The sequence below is a fragment of the Bacillus sp. FSL W8-1143 genome (assembly GCF_037965155.1).
In the GTDB taxonomy this organism is placed as follows: Bacteria; Bacillota; Bacilli; order Bacillales; family Bacillaceae; genus Bacillus; species Bacillus pumilus.
On record NZ_CP150182.1, the window covers coordinates 925,037 to 942,151 of the forward strand.

11 protein-coding genes, 16 tRNA genes and 3 rRNA genes are annotated in these 17,115 nt (G+C 44.0%); 24 read left to right on the forward strand and 6 right to left on the reverse strand.

Translation table 11 applies throughout. The features are described 5' to 3' along the window. Nucleotides 1-215: 215 nt before the first annotated feature. The 21 genes from NSQ36_RS04425 to NSQ36_RS04525 all read left to right on the forward strand — a co-directional run bounded on the left by NSQ36_RS04425 (nt 216) and on the right by NSQ36_RS04525 (nt 8,697). Nucleotides 216-1,764 (forward strand): 16S ribosomal RNA (locus NSQ36_RS04425). A 182-nt stretch (nt 1,765-1,946) separates the two neighbouring features. Further along, nucleotides 1,947-4,877, forward strand: a 23S ribosomal RNA gene (locus NSQ36_RS04430). A 109-nt stretch (nt 4,878-4,986) separates the two neighbouring features. After that, a 5S ribosomal RNA gene (gene rrf / locus NSQ36_RS04435) occupies nt 4,987-5,102 on the forward strand. Together the 16S, 23S and 5S rRNA genes with 16 tRNA genes alongside form the textbook arrangement of a ribosomal RNA operon. 9 nt (nt 5,103-5,111) lie before the next feature. Beyond that, a tRNA-Asn gene (locus tag NSQ36_RS04440) sits at nt 5,112-5,186 on the forward strand. Nucleotides 5,187-5,190: 4 nt separating this feature from the next. Continuing rightward, nucleotides 5,191-5,281, forward strand: a tRNA-Ser gene (locus tag NSQ36_RS04445). Nucleotides 5,282-5,298: 17 nt separating this feature from the next. Next, a tRNA-Glu gene (locus NSQ36_RS04450) sits at nt 5,299-5,373 on the forward strand. Nucleotides 5,374-5,405: 32 nt separating this feature from the next. After that, nucleotides 5,406-5,481 (forward strand) — tRNA-Val (locus NSQ36_RS04455). A 15-nt stretch (nt 5,482-5,496) separates the two neighbouring features. Continuing rightward, nucleotides 5,497-5,573 (forward strand) — tRNA-Met (locus NSQ36_RS04460). Between the two features lie 48 nt (nt 5,574-5,621). Further along, nucleotides 5,622-5,698, forward strand: a tRNA-Asp gene (locus tag NSQ36_RS04465). 18 nt (nt 5,699-5,716) lie between these two features. After that, nucleotides 5,717-5,792 (forward strand) — tRNA-Phe (locus tag NSQ36_RS04470). Between the two features lie 6 nt (nt 5,793-5,798). After that, nucleotides 5,799-5,871, forward strand: a tRNA-Thr gene (locus tag NSQ36_RS04475). 15 nt (nt 5,872-5,886) lie between these two features. Next, nucleotides 5,887-5,971, forward strand: a tRNA-Tyr gene (locus NSQ36_RS04480). 13 nt (nt 5,972-5,984) lie between these two features. Continuing rightward, nucleotides 5,985-6,058: transfer RNA gene (locus NSQ36_RS04485), tRNA-Trp, on the forward strand. 30 nt (nt 6,059-6,088) lie between these two features. Continuing rightward, nucleotides 6,089-6,164: transfer RNA gene (locus NSQ36_RS04490), tRNA-His, on the forward strand. A 9-nt stretch (nt 6,165-6,173) separates the two neighbouring features. Next, nucleotides 6,174-6,245, forward strand: a tRNA-Gln gene (locus NSQ36_RS04495). Nucleotides 6,246-6,252: 7 nt separating this feature from the next. Next, nucleotides 6,253-6,327: transfer RNA gene (locus NSQ36_RS04500), tRNA-Gly, on the forward strand. A 5-nt stretch (nt 6,328-6,332) separates the two neighbouring features. Then, a tRNA-Cys gene (locus NSQ36_RS04505) sits at nt 6,333-6,403 on the forward strand. A 13-nt stretch (nt 6,404-6,416) separates the two neighbouring features. Further along, a tRNA-Leu gene (locus tag NSQ36_RS04510) sits at nt 6,417-6,505 on the forward strand. 36 nt (nt 6,506-6,541) lie between these two features. After that, nucleotides 6,542-6,623: transfer RNA gene (locus NSQ36_RS04515), tRNA-Leu, on the forward strand. 325 nt (nt 6,624-6,948) lie between these two features. After that, a complete protein-coding gene (locus NSQ36_RS04520) occupies nt 6,949-7,743 on the forward strand; it encodes a phosphotransferase (protein ID WP_339206890.1) in 795 nt (264 codons plus the stop codon). A gap of 255 nt (nt 7,744-7,998) precedes the next feature. After that, nucleotides 7,999-8,697: a hypothetical protein gene (locus tag NSQ36_RS04525; protein WP_339206892.1), complete on the forward strand. Its 699-nt coding sequence runs from the start codon at nt 7,999-8,001 to the stop codon at nt 8,695-8,697. A gap of 36 nt (nt 8,698-8,733) precedes the next feature. On the opposite strand, the gene NSQ36_RS04530 is transcribed toward NSQ36_RS04525, so the two are convergent. The 5 genes from NSQ36_RS04530 to NSQ36_RS04550 all read right to left on the reverse strand — a co-directional run bounded on the left by NSQ36_RS04530 (nt 8,734) and on the right by NSQ36_RS04550 (nt 11,501). After that, nucleotides 8,734-9,279 carry a histidine phosphatase family protein gene (locus tag NSQ36_RS04530; RefSeq protein WP_137054870.1) on the reverse strand — a complete coding sequence of 182 codons (546 nt, stop codon included), beginning with the start codon at nt 9,277-9,279 and terminating at the stop codon, nt 8,734-8,736. Between the two features lie 56 nt (nt 9,280-9,335). Beyond that, nucleotides 9,336-9,527 (reverse strand): hypothetical protein, encoded by a 192-nt coding sequence (locus NSQ36_RS04535; RefSeq protein WP_003212265.1) that lies wholly within the window; start codon nt 9,525-9,527, stop codon nt 9,336-9,338. 127 nt (nt 9,528-9,654) lie between these two features. After that, entirely contained in the window at nt 9,655-9,924 is a 270-nt protein-coding gene (locus NSQ36_RS04540; protein ID WP_113386887.1) for a hypothetical protein, read from the reverse strand. A gap of 65 nt (nt 9,925-9,989) precedes the next feature. Continuing rightward, nucleotides 9,990-10,679, reverse strand: coding sequence for a DUF1963 domain-containing protein (locus NSQ36_RS04545; RefSeq protein ID WP_339206895.1), 690 nt, complete (start codon nt 10,677-10,679; stop codon nt 9,990-9,992). Nucleotides 10,680-10,697: 18 nt separating this feature from the next. After that, nucleotides 10,698-11,501: a DUF2262 domain-containing protein gene (locus NSQ36_RS04550; protein ID WP_339206897.1), complete on the reverse strand. Its 804-nt coding sequence runs from the start codon at nt 11,499-11,501 to the stop codon at nt 10,698-10,700. Between the two features lie 534 nt (nt 11,502-12,035). Between NSQ36_RS04550 and NSQ36_RS04555 the strand changes: the two genes are divergently transcribed. After that, the gene (locus tag NSQ36_RS04555) at nt 12,036-13,976 is read left to right on the forward strand and encodes an LTA synthase family protein (protein WP_003210978.1); all 1,941 of its coding nucleotides are present in this window, start codon (nt 12,036-12,038) and stop codon (nt 13,974-13,976) included. Between the two features lie 155 nt (nt 13,977-14,131). Next, nucleotides 14,132-14,701, forward strand: coding sequence for a signal peptidase I (lepB, locus tag NSQ36_RS04560; protein ID WP_003211638.1), 570 nt, complete (start codon nt 14,132-14,134; stop codon nt 14,699-14,701). Nucleotides 14,702-14,738: 37 nt separating this feature from the next. Here the strand turns inward: lepB and NSQ36_RS04565 are convergent, their stop codons facing one another. Then, nucleotides 14,739-16,034: a homocysteine synthase gene (locus NSQ36_RS04565; RefSeq protein ID WP_339206899.1), complete on the reverse strand. Its 1,296-nt coding sequence runs from the start codon at nt 16,032-16,034 to the stop codon at nt 14,739-14,741. A gap of 779 nt (nt 16,035-16,813) precedes the next feature. Between NSQ36_RS04565 and NSQ36_RS04570 the strand changes: the two genes are divergently transcribed. Continuing rightward, nucleotides 16,814-17,026: a hypothetical protein gene (locus NSQ36_RS04570; protein ID WP_003211695.1), complete on the forward strand. Its 213-nt coding sequence runs from the start codon at nt 16,814-16,816 to the stop codon at nt 17,024-17,026. Nucleotides 17,027-17,115: the final 89 nt, after the last annotated feature.

Below are 17,115 nucleotides of genomic sequence, written 5' to 3' on the forward strand. Positions count from 1 at the left end.
GTCGAAATGTTATATTGAGAAAGTCGCCTATGAGAGACGACGAAGATGATCTTTGAAAACTAAACAAGACAAAACGTACCTGTTAATTCGAGTTTTTATAAAAAAATCCTATGTTATATCATAGGTAGTCAGTCAAACGCTGACGAGGCAGGAAATGATCACATGCTAAGTTCGCTACATCGTGTAGCAACGCATGTGTGATATGCATCCTGCATACCTCGGAGAGTTTGATCCTGGCTCAGGACGAACGCTGGCGGCGTGCCTAATACATGCAAGTCGAGCGGACAGAAGGGAGCTTGCTCCCGGATGTTAGCGGCGGACGGGTGAGTAACACGTGGGTAACCTGCCTGTAAGACTGGGATAACTCCGGGAAACCGGAGCTAATACCGGATAGTTCCTTGAACCGCATGGTTCAAGGATGAAAGACGGTTTCGGCTGTCACTTACAGATGGACCCGCGGCGCATTAGCTAGTTGGTGGGGTAATGGCTCACCAAGGCGACGATGCGTAGCCGACCTGAGAGGGTGATCGGCCACACTGGGACTGAGACACGGCCCAGACTCCTACGGGAGGCAGCAGTAGGGAATCTTCCGCAATGGACGAAAGTCTGACGGAGCAACGCCGCGTGAGTGATGAAGGTTTTCGGATCGTAAAGCTCTGTTGTTAGGGAAGAACAAGTGCGAGAGTAACTGCTCGCACCTTGACGGTACCTAACCAGAAAGCCACGGCTAACTACGTGCCAGCAGCCGCGGTAATACGTAGGTGGCAAGCGTTGTCCGGAATTATTGGGCGTAAAGGGCTCGCAGGCGGTTTCTTAAGTCTGATGTGAAAGCCCCCGGCTCAACCGGGGAGGGTCATTGGAAACTGGGAAACTTGAGTGCAGAAGAGGAGAGTGGAATTCCACGTGTAGCGGTGAAATGCGTAGAGATGTGGAGGAACACCAGTGGCGAAGGCGACTCTCTGGTCTGTAACTGACGCTGAGGAGCGAAAGCGTGGGGAGCGAACAGGATTAGATACCCTGGTAGTCCACGCCGTAAACGATGAGTGCTAAGTGTTAGGGGGTTTCCGCCCCTTAGTGCTGCAGCTAACGCATTAAGCACTCCGCCTGGGGAGTACGGTCGCAAGACTGAAACTCAAAGGAATTGACGGGGGCCCGCACAAGCGGTGGAGCATGTGGTTTAATTCGAAGCAACGCGAAGAACCTTACCAGGTCTTGACATCCTCTGACAACCCTAGAGATAGGGCTTTCCCTTCGGGGACAGAGTGACAGGTGGTGCATGGTTGTCGTCAGCTCGTGTCGTGAGATGTTGGGTTAAGTCCCGCAACGAGCGCAACCCTTGATCTTAGTTGCCAGCATTTAGTTGGGCACTCTAAGGTGACTGCCGGTGACAAACCGGAGGAAGGTGGGGATGACGTCAAATCATCATGCCCCTTATGACCTGGGCTACACACGTGCTACAATGGACAGAACAAAGGGCTGCGAGACCGCAAGGTTTAGCCAATCCCATAAATCTGTTCTCAGTTCGGATCGCAGTCTGCAACTCGACTGCGTGAAGCTGGAATCGCTAGTAATCGCGGATCAGCATGCCGCGGTGAATACGTTCCCGGGCCTTGTACACACCGCCCGTCACACCACGAGAGTTTGCAACACCCGAAGTCGGTGAGGTAACCTTTATGGAGCCAGCCGCCGAAGGTGGGGCAGATGATTGGGGTGAAGTCGTAACAAGGTAGCCGTATCGGAAGGTGCGGCTGGATCACCTCCTTTCTAAGGATATATGGAGCAGTGTGCGTTTTCGTCTTGTTTAGTTTTGAAGGATCATTCCTTCAAGACATGTCTCTAGCGAGACAGGATTGTTCTTTGAAAACTAGATAACAATAAGTAATACATTCACATTGAATGCAATGCAAAGTTCATCACACATAGTGATTCTTTCTAAAGTAAGAAATGGTTAAGTTAGAAAGGGCGCACGGTGGATGCCTTGGCACTAGGAGCCGATGAAGGACGGGACGAACACCGATATGCTTCGGGGAGCTGTAAGCAAGCTTTGATCCGGAGATTTCCGAATGGGGAAACCCACTGCTCGTAATGGAGTAGTATCCATACTTGAATACATAGAGTATGAGAAGGCATACCCGGGGAACTGAAACATCTAAGTACCCGGAGGAAGAGAAAGCAAATGCGATTCCCTGAGTAGCGGCGAGCGAAACGGGAACAGCCCAAACCAAGAGGCTTGCCTCTTGGGGTTGTAGGACACTCTATACGGAGTTACAAAGGAACGATATAAGCGAAGAGGTCTGGAAAGGCCCGCCAAAGAAGGTAACAGCCCTGTAACTGAAATGTTGTTCTCTCCAGAGTGGATCCTGAGTACGGCGGAACACGTGAAATTCCGTCGGAATCCGGGAGGACCATCTCCCAAGGCTAAATACTCCCTAGTGACCGATAGTGAACCAGTACCGTGAGGGAAAGGTGAAAAGCACCCCGGAAGGGGAGTGAAATAGATCCTGAAACCGTGTGCCTACAAGTAGTCAGAGCCCGTTAAAGGGTGATGGCGTGCCTTTTGTAGAATGAACCGGCGAGTTACGATCCCGTGCAAGGTTAAGCAGAAGATGCGGAGCCGCAGCGAAAGCGAGTCTGAATAGGGCGCATGAGTACGTGGTCGTAGACCCGAAACCAGGTGATCTACCCATGTCCAGGGTGAAGTTCAGGTAACACTGAATGGAGGCCCGAACCCACGCACGTTGAAAAGTGCGGGGATGAGGTGTGGGTAGGGGTGAAATGCCAATCGAACCTGGAGATAGCTGGTTCTCTCCGAAATAGCTTTAGGGCTAGCCTCAAGGTAAGAGTCTCGGAGGTAGAGCACTGATTGGACTAGGGGCCCCTACCGGGTTACCGAATTCAGTCAAACTCCGAATGCCGATGACTTATCCTTGGGAGTCAGACTGCGAGTGATAAGATCCGTAGTCGAAAGGGAAACAGCCCAGACCGCCAGCTAAGGTCCCAAAGTATACGTTAAGTGGAAAAGGATGTGGAGTTGCTTAGACAACCAGGATGTTGGCTTAGAAGCAGCCACCATTTAAAGAGTGCGTAATAGCTCACTGGTCGAGTGACTCTGCGCCGAAAATGTACCGGGGCTAAACGTATCACCGAAGCTGCGGACTGTTCTTACGAACAGTGGTAGGAGAGCGTTCTAAGTGCTGTGAAGTCAGACCGGAAGGACTGGTGGAGCGCTTAGAAGTGAGAATGCCGGTATGAGTAGCGAAAGACGGGTGAGAATCCCGTCCACCGAATGCCTAAGGTTTCCTGAGGAAGGCTCGTCCGCTCAGGGTTAGTCGGGACCTAAGCCGAGGCCGAAAGGCGTAGGCGATGGACAACAGGTTGATATTCCTGTACCACCTCCTCACCATTTGAGCAATGGGGGGACGCAGGAGGATAGGGTAAGCGCGGTATTGGATATCCGCGTCCAAGCAGTTAGGCTGGGAAATAGGCAAATCCGTTTCCCGTAAAGGCTGAGCTGTGATGGCGAGCGAAATTTAGTAGCGAAGTTCCTGATTCCACACTGCCAAGAAAAGCCTCTAGCGAGGTGAGAGGTGCCCGTACCGCAAACCGACACAGGTAGGCGAGGAGAGAATCCTAAGGTGATCGAGAGAACTCTCGTTAAGGAACTCGGCAAAATGACCCCGTAACTTCGGGAGAAGGGGTGCTTCTTAGGGTGTTAAAGCCCCGAGAAGCCGCAGTGAATAGGCCCAGGCGACTGTTTAGCAAAAACACAGGTCTCTGCGAAGCCGTAAGGCGAAGTATAGGGGCTGACGCCTGCCCGGTGCTGGAAGGTTAAGAGGAGCGCTTAGCGTAAGCGAAGGTGCGAATTGAAGCCCCAGTAAACGGCGGCCGTAACTATAACGGTCCTAAGGTAGCGAAATTCCTTGTCGGGTAAGTTCCGACCCGCACGAAAGGCGCAACGATCTGGGCACTGTCTCAACGAGAGACTCGGTGAAATTATAGTACCTGTGAAGATGCAGGTTACCCGCGACAGGACGGAAAGACCCCGTGGAGCTTTACTGCAGCCTGATATTGAATGTTGGTACAGCTTGTACAGGATAGGTAGGAGCCTTGGAAACCGGAGCGCTAGCTTCGGTGGAGGCATCGGTGGGATACTACCCTGGCTGTATTGACCTTCTAACCCGCTGCCCTTATCGGGCAGGGAGACAGTGTCAGGTGGGCAGTTTGACTGGGGCGGTCGCCTCCTAAAATGTAACGGAGGCGCCCAAAGGTTCCCTCAGAATGGTTGGAAATCATTCGCAGAGTGTAAAGGCACAAGGGAGCTTGACTGCGAGACCTACAAGTCGAGCAGGGACGAAAGTCGGGCTTAGTGATCCGGTGGTTCCGCATGGAAGGGCCATCGCTCAACGGATAAAAGCTACCCCGGGGATAACAGGCTTATCTCCCCCAAGAGTCCACATCGACGGGGAGGTTTGGCACCTCGATGTCGGCTCATCGCATCCTGGGGCTGTAGTCGGTCCCAAGGGTTGGGCTGTTCGCCCATTAAAGCGGTACGCGAGCTGGGTTCAGAACGTCGTGAGACAGTTCGGTCCCTATCCGTCGCGGGCGCAGGAAATTTGAGAGGAGCTGTCCTTAGTACGAGAGGACCGGGATGGACGCACCGCTGGTGTACCAGTTGTTCTGCCAAGGGCATCGCTGGGTAGCTATGTGCGGACGGGATAAGTGCTGAAAGCATCTAAGCATGAAGCCCCCCTCAAGATGAGATTTCCCATTCCGCAAGGAAGTAAGATCCCTGAAAGATGATCAGGTTGATAGGTCTGAGGTGGAAGCGTGGTGACACGTGGAGCTGACAGATACTAATAGATCGAGGACTTAACCTATATTCTAATGTGAAGCTTGAACATTGTTATCTAGTTTTGAGAGAACATTTTTTAAATATCTCTTGATTTATTTTCAATACATAGTATAATATCTTTTGTCACTAAATTGTCTGGTGATGATGGCGAAGAGGTCACACCCGTTCCCATACCGAACACGGAAGTTAAGCTCTTCAGCGCCGATGGTAGTTGGGGGTCTCCCCCTGTGAGAGTAGGACATCGCCAGGCTTTCTTCATTCCGCAGTAGCTCAGTGGTAGAGCTATCGGCTGTTAACCGATCGGTCGTAGGTTCGAATCCTACCTGCGGAGCCAATTTGGAGAGCTGTCCGAGTGGCCGAAGGAGCACGATTGGAAATCGTGTAGGCGGTAACCCCGTCTCAAGGGTTCGAATCCCTTGCTCTCCGCCACAATTTACATAATAAAGGGCCCGTTGGTCAAGCGGTTAAGACACCGCCCTTTCACGGCGGTAACACGGGTTCGAATCCCGTACGGGTCACCATTTTATAGAATATACACCAGTGTTTTTTATTCGGAGGATTAGCTCAGCTGGGAGAGCATCTGCCTTACAAGCAGAGGGTCGGCGGTTCGAGCCCGTCATCCTCCACCATATCTTTTATATCATCGCGGGGTGGAGCAGTTCGGTAGCTCGTCGGGCTCATAACCCGAAGGTCGCAGGTTCAAATCCTGCCCCCGCAACCAAATTATTTTATACACCAATGGGGAGTGCTCATTGAGTGCAACCAAAATGGTCCGGTAGTTCAGTTGGTTAGAATGCCTGCCTGTCACGCAGGAGGTCGCGGGTTCGAGTCCCGTCCGGACCGCCATTTTTAAAATAAATACTTGGCTCGGTAGCTCAGTTGGTAGAGCAACGGACTGAAAATCCGTGTGTCGGCGGTTCGATTCCGTCCCGAGCCACCACTATTTGCCGGTGTAGCTCAATTGGTAGAGCAACTGACTTGTAATCAGTAGGTTGGGGGTTCAAGTCCTCTTGCCGGCACTGTTTTTCAAATGTGGAGGGGTAGCGAAGTGGCTAAACGCGGCGGACTGTAAATCCGCTCCCTCCGGGTTCGGCGGTTCGAATCCGCCCCCCTCCACCATTTTTATTTTCATAGGGGCATAGTTTAAAGGTAGAACAGAGGTCTCCAAAACCTCCGGTGTGGGTTCGATTCCTACTGCCCCTGCCAATTTTCTTAATATGATTCATAACATCTATGGCGGTTGTGGCGAAGTGGTTAACGCACCAGATTGTGGCTCTGGCACTCGTGGGTTCGATTCCCATCAATCGCCCCATTTTATTATTGGGCTATAGCCAAGCGGTAAGGCAACGGACTTTGACTCCGTCATGCGTTGGTTCGAATCCAGCTAGCCCAGTTGATTCGCGGAAGTAGTTCAGTGGTAGAACACCACCTTGCCAAGGTGGGGGTCGCGGGTTCGAATCCCGTCTTCCGCTCCAATAATGGCGGCATAGCCAAGTGGTAAGGCAGAGGTCTGCAAAACCTTTATCCCCGGTTCAAATCCGGGTGTCGCCTTTTTGAAAAGACTGCCGGGGTGGTGGAATTGGCAGACACACAGGACTTAAAATCCTGCGGTAGGTGACTACCGTGCCGGTTCAAGTCCGGCCCTCGGCACCATGTTTTTTATCATAAGTTGCGCTCTTTAATGATCATGCCGGTGTGGCGGAATTGGCAGACGCGCACGACTCAAAATCGTGTTCCTCACGGAGTGCCGGTTCGACCCCGGCCACCGGTATCTATTAATAATTTCATGATCGGTTTTTACCGTCAACCTAACGTTTCACCCTTGTGGTGAAACGTTTTTTTGTGGTTTAAATGAGTTATTTAGATAAAAATAGAAACCTATTAGAAAATAATGAGCATGTACTTCTTTTAGCAGAATAATCTTTAGATGATTTGCAACATTTGATAAGATACATTTAACCATGTAAGGAAACAAAATGCGGTAGCGCATTCACATAAAACAGTGAAATACTTTTGTGTAACTAAATGAATATTTGTGGGTACATACACATCTTTAGCTAACATCATCATTGTGACCCAATTTGAGGGGAGAATTTATGAAAAAACAAAATGATCATGAAGAGTTATTGACAGGTGGCAATGTCTCGAACGTATATCGTTCTGGAGATACGGTTCGTCGAGAAGTAAAGTCAGACAATATCAATATCCAAAAGCTGCTAAAGCATTTAGAAAAAAAGAATTTCTCCTATGCTCCAAAGTTTTTAGGGGTTGATGAAAAAGGTAGAGAGATATTGTCCTTCATTGAAGGCGTAGCCAGTCATGATCCCTTAAAAGAATACATGTGCTCTCTCCATGCCTTAAAAGAAATAGCGAGAATGCTTAGACTGTATCATGATGCTGTTCGTGATTTTCCCATTTCAGACGATTGGGAACGAATGGACAATACGCCTAACAACATAGAGGTTGTGTGCCATAATGATTTTGCTATGTACAATATCATTTTCAATAATGAAAAACCAGTAGGAATCATTGATTTTGATGTAGCTGCTCCTGGTCCAAGGCTGTGGGATATCGCATATACTCTGTATACTTGTGTACCTCTCAGTAGGTTTTTTCGCACAGAAACAGGAGAGATTGTGAACTACCATTCATCAGAACATGCAGACCAGATAAAGCATAGAGTGAAACTGTTTTTTGAAGCTTATGGTGAGGAAATAGCAGAAGATTATGTGGATATGGTGCTGCTGCGTTTAAAAGGGTTATGTCAGTACATGAAACGAAAAGCGAGTGAAGGTGATATAGCTTTTCAAAAAATGATTCATGAGGGGCACCTTGAACATTATCAAAAAGACATTCAATTCATTCATGAACACCGAAAAGAATGGATTTGAGGATGCCAAGAGCCTTCTAAAAGTCAAAGACCAATTAGGTGTTTATACCACTCTTATCACGCTTAAATAAGGAGGAGACATTTCCAGAAGCTGAAGGCGTATATTATGTTAAAGATAGTTGGGAGAACTACGATAAAATCAAAAAAGTGATTCAAAGGCGTTATTTAGAATGGGTGAATCAGTGTTAAGGAATCAGATTTACGATTCAAAGATAAATGAGAAATAGAAAGAATGTAAAAAGGTGGAGTTGTTAACTTGCAAATGAAGACGATATTACAGACCATCATTGAAGACGAGGGATCACATGATTATCCGCTTTTTAGACAGTACTGTGTGAAGAAAGAACAGGGTCTGCGTAAAGATGCGTTAAAGGTTCTTCGGTTTTTTGTTGAAGAAATGAAGGAGAGCGAATTTGCAGCACGGCGTTCATTTGTTGCTTGGCTGTTTGAAAAGATTGAACGGTTTGAGGATGGTCATCATTTGCTTGTGTATCCATTGATCATTGGGGTGATTCAGCCTGTTATGCAAGAGTGGGAGAAGGTTGATCCTATGGATGTGAGACAGTATCGCTGGCAGGGCTTGTTTGTGCATCAGGGAGAAGGGCTGCCCTATTTATTGAAGGCACTAGAGCTTGGAGGTAGCAAGGAGCAGCGTGTCATTGTACAAATTTGCGAAACCTATTTATCGGCTTTGTGGTATTCGTTTCATCATATACATGAAGATCTTTATTTAAGCACCTATGAGAAAGATCAAGAGCGAATTCAAGGCATTGAAGATGTCATGATGCTGATCGAAGATAAAAGGATTCGTACCAATGTTGAAAAACAAGCAGACTATTATGATCAGCTTTTATCGGACTGGAAGAAATTTCAGCAAACGGAGACAAGAGGATTCATGAAATGGTGTGCGGAGCGTAAGAAGCCGTATGAGTGGGTAGAGGCTTTTTATTATTAACAATAGATGAGGAAACGGCAGAATTCATTCTGCCGTTTATTTATGCCATATACGCTCTATTTCTATATGATCTGGTTTGAAATATTTCAGGACATAGACATCTGGATTACTTAGCTTCTCCCACTCTTTGAATCCAATCGTGGGATCGGCATGTTTAAGAAGCAGGCTCATAAGATTGCCATGTGTGACGAATAGAGTATGATTTTTTCCTAATTTTATTTGTTCATAGAGTGCCTCTACAATACGATTCATCGCTTCTTGGCTCGATTCTCCGCCTTCACAGGTCATATGCAAGTCCGTAAAACTGAGCTTTAGTTTCTCATACCAATCGTCCATTGGTTTGCTGCTTAACACACGTTCAGAGAGACGCTGATCAATTTGTACCTCGAGTTGTTTTGCATGAGCAAGAGGCTCAATGGTTTGGATCGCTCGCTTATAGGGACTTGAGATGATCTTATTGAGGTGAATGCCGGAAAAGAACTGTGCTAGTGCATGAGATTGTGCGATGCCTTGTGGCGTTAAATACGCATCCTCGGATTGTTCAGTTGCTTGGCAGTGTCTGACGATATAATATGTTTTCATGTGACACACCTTTCATCGAGTATAAAAAAATCATCCAGGATTGGATGAGGATAGGTTCATTTGTTCGGATCTGTTTCTTTATAGGGATCTGTGAGCTTCGAGGTGAGGTCTAAGTTGAACAAAAAATCATCTACTGTGTCTGTACCAAAGGGAAGTGTGGAGAAGTTGATTGGGATGCTGTCTTCTTTCATTTCTGAGATGATCTGTTGTTTAGGCTGCTTTTTTCTCCAGTACTTAAACAAGCGCATGTAAAGCCCCCTTTTCTATGAAAAAGATGGATTTATACATAATATACGGGGAGAGTTGTCCAGGCGTCAAATGTTTTCTTAGAGAACGATGAAAAGAGCCATAGGAAAGCAAGGCCCTTTTGTCCATTTACTTGGCACGACGTAATGCTTTCAGCACTTTACGTTCGCATTTTAAGTTGTATCGCTTCTGATGAAGTTTATCTGTGTTACATCTGCCAATGACTTGGCGGACATCTGGATGATAAATGATGAGATGCCTGTAAGCTGGATCATTTAATAACTCATGAAACCAGCTATGTTTTTTGAGATGGGCTGCGTTTCTAGAGATATCCTCTTCATCTACCTGTAGAAAAGGGATATATACAGCAAGTGAAAAGATATCGAAAATGAATCCCATGTTGGTTCCTCCTTCCATATTATTTCCTACGCTTAGAAGGAGGAAAGGTTTCATTCAATAAAACTTTAAAAACAATCCCAATGCATAAACCATTCTTTTGTGTCTTTGTCGTAATAGAAATACATCGTGCCATTATCACCAATCATGAACCGAGGTTTTTCTTCTGAGGCGATTTGCAGCATGAATTCGCCTTGTTGTTGATGGGGTGGAGATTGAATATACGCCCCATATCCACCGATTTTTGTGAACGAATAATTGGTGTATTGATCAAAGAAGTGTTCTATCGCTTCATCACTTTCATTTACTTCTGATAAATCGACGTATGACCACGCTTCTTCCCAGCAAGGGTAGTCTTCTTGCTCACTTTCCTTCCATTGGATTTGAAAGGGTTTGAGTCCTCTCACTTCTTCAGGAGTTTCAACTACTTCTAATCCTTCCATATCTGCATATTCAATGAGCTTCCAGCCCTCGCCGTTTTTGGTAATATCCATCGGAAGTGCTTTCTGGTTGAGAAAGATTTGAATCATTTTACATTCATTGAATTCGTTCAATCCTTCTGGCACTTCAGGTAAATAAATTTGTAAGATCGGAATCATAACGCCATCTTGATCTATGGGCCAGCCTTGATCGGGGTGGATGAAGAAATGACCGGCAAACCAGCTGTGTGCTGCTGGATCAGGACGAAAGCCGCCAATCTTAGCCACGACGGGTGTTTTTCCAATTTGCTTTAATTCATGAAAAGCCTTGATCTCCATTATTTATCCCGCCAATCTTTAGCCTGCAATGTGGGCATCTTGAAACGTGCCATTGATATTGCCTGAGACAATGATGACATGTCCCCAAAATAAATCACCGTCATGACAGTAGACTTCAAACTCTCCATCTGGGTAAGCATGCAGACTTTCAAGTGAGATGCGGCTTATAAAGTGATCCAGCGTAAGCTCTTCTTGTGTTTCAGCGGAGTCATCTTGCTCCTGCCAGTCTTTAGTTAATTCAAGCAGCTGATTTGCTGCAAATGATTTAATAGAAGCATCCCATGTGGTCTTCTCTTTCATGAGTTGTCTAGCGGTTCGAAGAGAGTCGTTTATTTTTTCATCTTCTTCGAGGTTGAAGTAGAGCAGGCATTCTTGATTACTCCACTGGATCGTTGTTTCAAATAAGTCTAGTCCTTTCACTAATTCAAAGGTGCCCAGCAGGTCATCATGATAAAAGACAGGTTTTTGGGCTTCTTCTAGTATCTCTTGCAGCTCTTCATCCTGTGTATCTGTATCGATGAGTGATACAAGCATGAACTCACCTTCACCTTTTCGGACCTGAAGTGTCACGATTGATTCTTTAGGTAATTGTGCCTGCTTTTCCCTTAATCCCTCTTCATCTGTTAACCAGCAGAGTCTTATGTTTTCTGTTGTAACGAAGTCTTTTTCCTTCCATGCAATCAGTGGAATAGAAGCGGTCCAAAGAGCTTCCTGTCCGGCTTTTCCTGCACCTACTCCTGAAGGTCCTGTGACAGCAATGATGTGATCTATTTCTTCTGAAAATCGTTTTTTAAATGCGTTAATTTGTTTGTTATGTTTCATGTGATGTCCTCCAGCCTGATTTGTTGAAAATCTATATCTTTATCACACCGCACATGAGGAGGAGAAATCAAGCTTTTTTTGCTTAAAACTTTTTTAGATTGTCAGAAGGAGAGAAAATACATGGATGATTGGAGGTTGAGTCACAATAAATACGAATATGTTATGTATCGAATTTTGTATATATTTGGGTAAATGAGTCGAAAAGCCTAGGTGATTCTTCCTTTTCTTTATAATTACTTTGACACGAATAGATGAAAAAAGTAAAGTAGTACTGAGTGATTTACAAACCCTTCTTCATCTATTGAATTGCAAAGTGTGTGTAAATGAAATGTAAATGGATATTTTTCCTTTTATTTACTCGTATTTTTTTTGAAACCTATGATGCTTCTCATACGTTATATTAACGGAGCACACATATCCGGCGGAAACAGAGCATCGGGAATGCTTGGTGAAGAAGATTTACATTTGCAAAATCAATGTAAATTTTTTATGATTTCATTTATATCAGAACGATAATAAGAAAGAAGAGGTTTTATGAAAAAAATATTTGCGAACAAATATAGCTTTTTTGTATTGGCTGTCCTTTTATTTTGGGCGAAATCGTATGCAGCCTACAAAATGGACTTTAATTTAGGAGTGAAAGGTTCTTTTCAAGAGGGTCTTCTCTTATTAAATCCATTTAGTTCAGCCATTGTGTTTTTGGGACTGGCTCTCTTTTTGAAGGGTCGTAAATCTGCCATAGTATTAATTGTGATTGACTTTATTATGACCGCACTTTTATATGCGAATGTAGCGTACTACCGTTTCTTTGATGACTTTTTGACTTTCTCCACAATGAAGCAAGCAGGCAATCTTGGAGGAGGCATGACTGGCGGTGTGTTATCTAGTATTAAGCCGCATGACCTTTTATATTTCCTTGATATCATTATCTTGATTGCGATTGTGATCTGGAGACCAGAAGTGAAGAAATTCCAAATGAAAAAGACATTTGCACTGTTGATTGTGGCTGCAGGTGTAGGACTGTTCTTTGTAAACCTTCATTTAGCTGAAAAGGACCGTCCAGAATTATTAACAAGAACATTTGATCATAAGTATGTTGTCAAATATTTAGGTGTTTATAATTATACGATTTATGACGGAGTACAATCAGCACAAAATGCAACACAGGTAGCAAATGCGAGCAGTGAAGATTTAACGGATGTTGTAAACTATACAGCTTCTCACTATGCGAAGCCAAACGCAGAGTATTTCGGTAAAGCAAAAGGGAAAAACATCATTAAAATCCATTTAGAAAGCTTCCAGTCTTTCTTAATTGACTACAAACTAAATGGAGAAGAAGTGACACCGTTTTTAAACAAGCTGGCTCATGGGAAAGAGGACTTTACGTATTTCGATAACTTCTTCCATCAGACAGGTCAAGGAAAGACAGCTGATGCTGAACTGATGATGGATAATAGTATGTTCGGCTTGCCAGAGGGAGCAGCGTTTGTGACAAAAGGTGAAAATACTTACCAATCACTCCCTGCTATCCTAGATCAAAAAGCAGGCTATACGAGCGCAGTGCTTCATGGCGACTATAAATCTTTCTGGAACCGTGACACGATTTATAAACATATGGGATATGATCAATTCTTCGATGCTTCACATTACAACATGGATGAAGAAAATCTTGTGAATATGGGTCTGAAGGATAAACCATTCTTCAAAGAATCAATCCCGATGCTAGAATCAATGAAAAAGCCATTTTATGCACATTTAATGACATTGACTAATCACTATCCATTTAATTTAGATGAAAAAGATGCGACGATTGCTAAGGCAACAACTGGTGACAAAACAGTAGATAACTACTTCCAAACAGCAAGGTATCTAGATGAGTCATTAGAGCAATTCTTTAAAGACTTGAAAAAATCAGGTATGTATAAAGACTCTGTCATTTTATTATATGGTGATCACAACGGTATTTCTGAAAACCATAACCGTGCAATGAGCGAAATTCAAGGGAAAGAAATTACACCTTATCAAAATGCTCAAAACCAGCGTGTACCACTCATGATTCGTATTCCTGGCAAACAGGGCGGCGTGAACCATACGTATGGTGGTGAAGTAGACGTGATGCCTACGCTTCTTCACTTACAAGGTATTGATTCAAATGAGTATGTGAATTTTGGAACAGATCTATTCTCTAAGAAACATGATCAAACTGTTGCATTCCGTAACGGAAACTATGTGACACCAAAATATACACTTGTAGATAACACTGTCTATGATACAAAAACAGGTAAAGTTGTGAAACAAAATAAAAAGACAGAGGCGATTAAAGCCCGTGTCGATAATCAGTTAAGCCTTTCAGATAAAGTGCTTTATAGGGATCTTCTTCGATTCCATAAGCTGTCTGATTTTAAACCAGTGAATCCATCTGATTATTTCTATGGTAAATCAAAAGAAAAAGAAGAGGATTCTTCTACTAAGTAACTGAGTTTTGGGCAAGCACAGAAGGGTGCTTGCCTTTTTCTCTCTCATCGCTTGATTTGTTGGCAAATTATGTTTATATTTAGGGTGATACAAGCGTGATGCTGGCGTGCAGCTAGCGGAACTCATTTCGTCCTAGGGGATTTCAGGAGGAGCTTATGACAACAAATACAAAAACACAAAAAAAGAAATCAGAAGTATGGGGCTGGCTCAAAGCGATCTTAATCGCATTCATTGCCGTTTTTATCATTCGTAACTTTTTATTCGCACCGTATATTGTAAAAGGGACCTCTATGGATCCAACATTGCATAATACAGAGCGGGTTTTTGTGAATAAGACGGTTGATTATTTCGGTGATTATAAGCGGGGACAGATCATTGTTCTTGATGGGGAAGACCGCAGTACTCATTATGTTAAACGGTTGATTGGTTTACCTGGTGATAAAATTGAAATGAAAAATGACCAGCTGTATGTCAATGGTCAAAAGGTGGCAGAGCCTTACTTAGCGTCAAACAAAAAGAAAGCAGCCGCAGATGGCATCTTGCTGACACCTGATTTTGGTCCTCTTACCGTTCCAAAAGGCAAGTATTTTGTCATGGGTGACAACCGTCAAAACTCAATGGACAGTCGTAATGGCTTAGGTCTTTTTACAAAGAGTGATATTCAAGGAACGACATCATTTGTGTTCTATCCTTTCCAAGACGTTCGACTACTCAATAATGAATGAAACATAAAAAAGCACACAGAGGTGTGCTTTTTCTATTTCATTCAGCCTGGCTCTTTTTGATCGCCTGTTCAAGATCTGCAATAATGTCTTCAATCGCTTCTGTTCCAACAGATAAACGAATGAGCTCAGGTGTGACGCCTGTCGCTTTTTGTTCTGCTTCACTTAATTGCTGATGCGTTGTGCTGGCAGGATGAATGATCAATGATTTAGAATCGCCCACATTTGCGAGATGTGAGAAAAGTTTAACTGAATCAATAAGCTTTTTACCTGCTTCTCGTCCACCATTAATACCGAATGTGAGAATGGCGCCTTGTCCTTTTGGTAAATAGGTTTGAGCAAGCTCATAAGATTCATGGCTTTCAAGGCCAGGATAGCTTACCCAATCTACAAGAGGGTGATCTTGTAAGAATTGCGCTGTTTTTAACGCATTTTCACTATGTCGCTCGAGACGCAGATGCAAAGTTTCTAGGCCTTGCAGAAGTAAAAATGAGTTGAAAGGTGACAAGGCTGCTCCTAAATCCCGTAAGAGCTGCACACGTGCTTTTGTGATATAAGCCGCTTCTCCAATTGCTTCGGTATACGTCAGGCCGTGATAACTTGGATCTGGTTCAGTCAGCCCTTTGAACTTATCACTGTCGGCCCAAGGAAACTTGCCGCTATCGACAATGACACCGCCAATTGATGTACCATGACCGCCAATGAATTTTGTAGCGGAATGGACGACAATGTCTGCGCCAAACTCAATCGGTCTTAATAAATATGGGCTTGCGAGCGTATTATCCACAATAAGCGGAATGTGGTGCTTGTGTGCAATGGCTGAGATGGCTTCAATATGTAGAATGTCGCCTTTAGGATTCCCAATACTCTCTGCATACACTGCCTTCGTTTTGTCTGTAATCGCTGCTTCGAGTTCTTCAAGGTTGGATGAATCGACAAATTTCACTGTAATGCCGAGCTTTTTAAGCGTATGAGCAAACAGATTGTAGGTGCCTCCATAAAGGCTGCTGGAGGATACAATTTCGTCACCAGCTCCTGCAATATTTAAAATAGAATAAGTGGTCGCTGCTTGTCCAGAAGAGACAGCAAGTGCACCAATGCCGCCCTCAAGCTCGGCGATCCGTTTTTCAAAGACGTCATTTGTGGGGTTCATAATGCGAGAATAAATATTTCCGGGTTCCTGCAGTCCGAATAAATTCGCCGCATGCTCACTATCTCTAAAACCGAAAGAGCTTGTTTGGTAAATAGGCACGGCTCTTGAATAGGTTGCTGAATCAAGCTCCTGACCTGCGTGAATGGCTTTTGTTTCTAAACGGAATGGACGTTCTTCTGACATGTGTGTATCCTCCTTTTGTTAGATAAAACCAACTACTTTGATAAGAAATATTTAATAAGACTATAAATCTTGTTTCGAGCTTGGTCAATCATTTTTTAGATAAATCTGAAAAAATAATAAATAAAGTTGATGGGCTTTTTTAATTTCAATGAGGAAGGGTGTGGATACGCTAGATGAAAAGAGGGATTGTTGCATTAGAGAGTACGGATCAGTTTTTTTGAAAGCAATCAATCATTGCCAACTAGTGAAATCATGGGAATGTCTATGCTGTAAGTTGTTTTTTCATAAAAAGAAGCGAATCATATGTTGGATGTTACTCAAGAAAAGAAAGGGCTTTTTTCCCAATGGACTTTCTTGTATATACATATTTTAAGTGACAAGAGAAGAAGGGAAATAGACTCACTCTTTTATCGGAATTATCAGTAAATATTTCATAAATGGTGTGTTAACGACATATAATTAGGACCTTTTTATCTGATATATCGGGGGAATTCTTTCTATTTCACAAAAAAGAAAGAATATATAAAGGGATTGATAAAAATGGACTATTTCAAAAAAAGAAGAAAAAAGATGGTTTAATTGCCATTATATGGGTTTTGTGGTTCTTAAGGAGTGAAAAAATCTAGCTAATAAGATAGGGGTCTTGCACTTAAAAGTGAAGAATTGAATAAAAAGTCACATTTTATCCGAAGGTATGTTCGGTCAAAAATGGGATCTTCTGTTGATGTTTGGAGAGTAGAGCCTATGATACGATCATCATAAGCTGGGAGGTGAAAAGTATGACTTATGCAGCGCCGCAAGTTGACTATTCCACTATGGAACCTGCTATTATGGACCAAGCTTGGTTCTTAGTATTTGTTGCTGTCCTTCTTGGATTGGGAGCAACAGTTGTTCTAGGAGCAGCAGTTTGGTGTTTAGCAAACGGCAAGGGTAGCTTTACAGGAGCCGTTCAGTGGGAAAGTGGCTTAAAAGTCCAAATTGAATGTAAGTAGCTATACTTAGGATTCATCTTTTTACTTCTATGAAATGACACCAAGGCTAAACCGTCTGTGGCGGGCGGTTTAGCCTGATCTGTTTTTAA